At 56.3% G+C, this 2,373-nt stretch carries 2 protein-coding genes; both read left to right on the plus strand.

The genetic code is table 11. The annotated features are described in order from the left end of the window. Window positions 1-1,189: XRE family transcriptional regulator (locus ACOSYY_RS10000; protein ID WP_421662152.1), on the plus strand; the 1,189-nt coding region annotated here is incomplete at its 5' end. Window positions 1,190-1,251: 62 nt separating this feature from the next. Next, on the plus strand, window positions 1,252-2,373 hold a 1,122-nt coding region (locus ACOSYY_RS10005), incomplete at its 3' end, for an alginate export family protein (RefSeq protein ID WP_421662154.1).

The following is a 2,373-nucleotide window of genomic DNA, read 5'->3' on the forward strand; positions in this document are numbered from 1 at the left end:
GCCGGCCATGGAGACGGAGAAAAAACAACACGAAAACGATATTCAATTCTCCAACCACTTGAAATCCGTCCGCGCCGCGCAAGGCTTTTCCCAGAGCGAACTCGCCAAGAGAGCAGGAATCACAAGGCAGGCGGTCTCTGCCATTGAATCCAATTTCTACTTGCCGACGACCGCGGTTGCCCTCCGGTTAGCGGCTGCACTGACTTGCCGTGTCGAAGATCTCTTCAGTCTGGCTCAGGTTGGAGACATCATTGAAGGGACCCTGATCGGCTGGGTCCCTCAAGCGGAGAGGCAGACGCCCTCGATCCGCGTCAAAGTGTCGACGGTGGGCAAACGGACGATCGTGCGGCCGGTCGCCGACTTGGGAGAACAACTGTGTTTCGCCGTTCCCGCCGACGGCTACATCACGGAGACGCATCAGAAGTCATCCGGAACCGCCGTCCTCGTACAACTCTCGCGCGATCGTGAGGCCATTCAACAAGCCATCTCTGTCGCCGGATGCGATCCGGCAATTTTCCTGGCCGGTGAACATTTACGACGACACAAAGATCAGACGACGGTCGTCGGTTGGCCGATGGGCAGCATGGCGGCGCTGCAGGCGTTGCAGCGCGGCGAGGTTCATGTGGCCGGATTGCATCTCTTTGATCCCGTCACCGGCGAATCGAACATGCCGTTCCTCCGGCGACACCTCAAAGGATCAGGCTACGAGGTCGTCACCTTTGCGACCTGGGAAGAAGGATTCATGGTTCGCCGGAGCAATCCGTTGTCTATCCGTACGGCCGCTGATCTTGCTCAGCCCACGGTGACATTGGTCAATCGAGAAGAAGGCTCCGGGGCAAGATTGCTGCTCGATCAGCACCTGCGCGCCTCCGGCGTCCAGCCGACGTATGTACACGGATACGACCGCGTCGTGTTTTCTCATTTTGAAGTGGCGCGATGCATTGAGGGACGCCAGGCTGACGTGGGCATTGGCATTCGTTCGGCGGCGAACCTGTTCGGGCTCGATTTCGTCCCCCTCCAGTCGACGCGCTACGATCTGGTCGTGCCGAAGCCCTACTTAACATCCCACCCGACGCTTCCCCGCTTGTTTGAGACCATCGCGAGCGGACCGTTTCGAAACGAGCTTGAAGCCTTGGGGGGCTACGACACCAGCGACACGGGGAAAGTCCATGCACTGCGGATCGCCTGATCATTTTCTCGCCAGGGTCTAACACACTCGTTCACAACACCTGTCGGAATAAGAGGAGAATCATGTCGAAGAAACCATTTTGGGGAGCCTTGCTAACAGGGGCGCTCCTGATTTGGGGAACGAACACGGCGACGGCCGTCGAATATGGAGAAATGGTACAGAAGGACGGAAAGTGGGTGTTCAAGGAAACGGAAGATCCGGTAATCAAGCTCATGCACGACAAACACTGGATCACCGACGAAGAATATTTCAACGTCACGGATCACCAGGGGAAAAATTGGATTGAACCAGCCGATGCGGTGCTCAATCGACGGCGGGAGATGGATTGGGTTCGATACGAAAAGACCGCGCTCCACCTTCCGGACTGGTTGGATCTTGGTTTGGAAAATCGGACCCGCTTTGAATCGTATGACCATCCGTGGCGGGCAAGTCAAGTCTCCGGAAATGGCGCGACGGATGCGTCGATTCCTCTGAGGTCACGGGTTCGGTTCGGCTTGGGCGGCAACGGGCCGTTTCGGTTTCTCTTCGAGGGGCAGGATTCCCGTTCCTTTTTAGATAACAATCCTGGCGATTTCCGCGATACCACCACGGTCAATGAATTCGATATTCTCCAAGTGATGGGGGCCTTGACATTGAACAACGTTCTGGGGACCGGATTGCGGACCGATTTCCATTTCGGGCGCATGACCATGGACCTCGGCAACCGGCGATTGGTCGCCCGAAACGCGTTCCGTAACACCTCGAATGCCTTCGACGGCTTTCATTGGCAGCTCAATCAGGACAAGACCTGGCGGGTGCGCGCCTTCATCGTCGAACCGGTCCTTCGAGACGATGTCAACATGGATAAGCAACATGAGAAGACGCTCTTTTGGGGCACCTATTTCCAAAGTATGCATTTCCCCTGGTTTCAGATTGACGCCTACTATTTCGGCCTGAACGATAAGCGAGTGGCCAACGTGGCCAATCACCGCACCTATTCCACGTTCGGAGGCCGGCTTTATAAAGAGCCCAAGCCAGGAGAAGCGGATTATGAAATTGAGACCAGCTGGCAATTTGGCACACGAGGCGTGACCGACCACTTCGCCTATTTAAACCATCTGGATATCGGCTACATGTTGAACATGCCCTGGACCCCTCGACTGCTGTTTCACTTCGACTATGCGAGCGGAGATCACAAGCCGGGC

The organism is Nitrospira sp. BLG_2 (assembly GCF_049222245.1).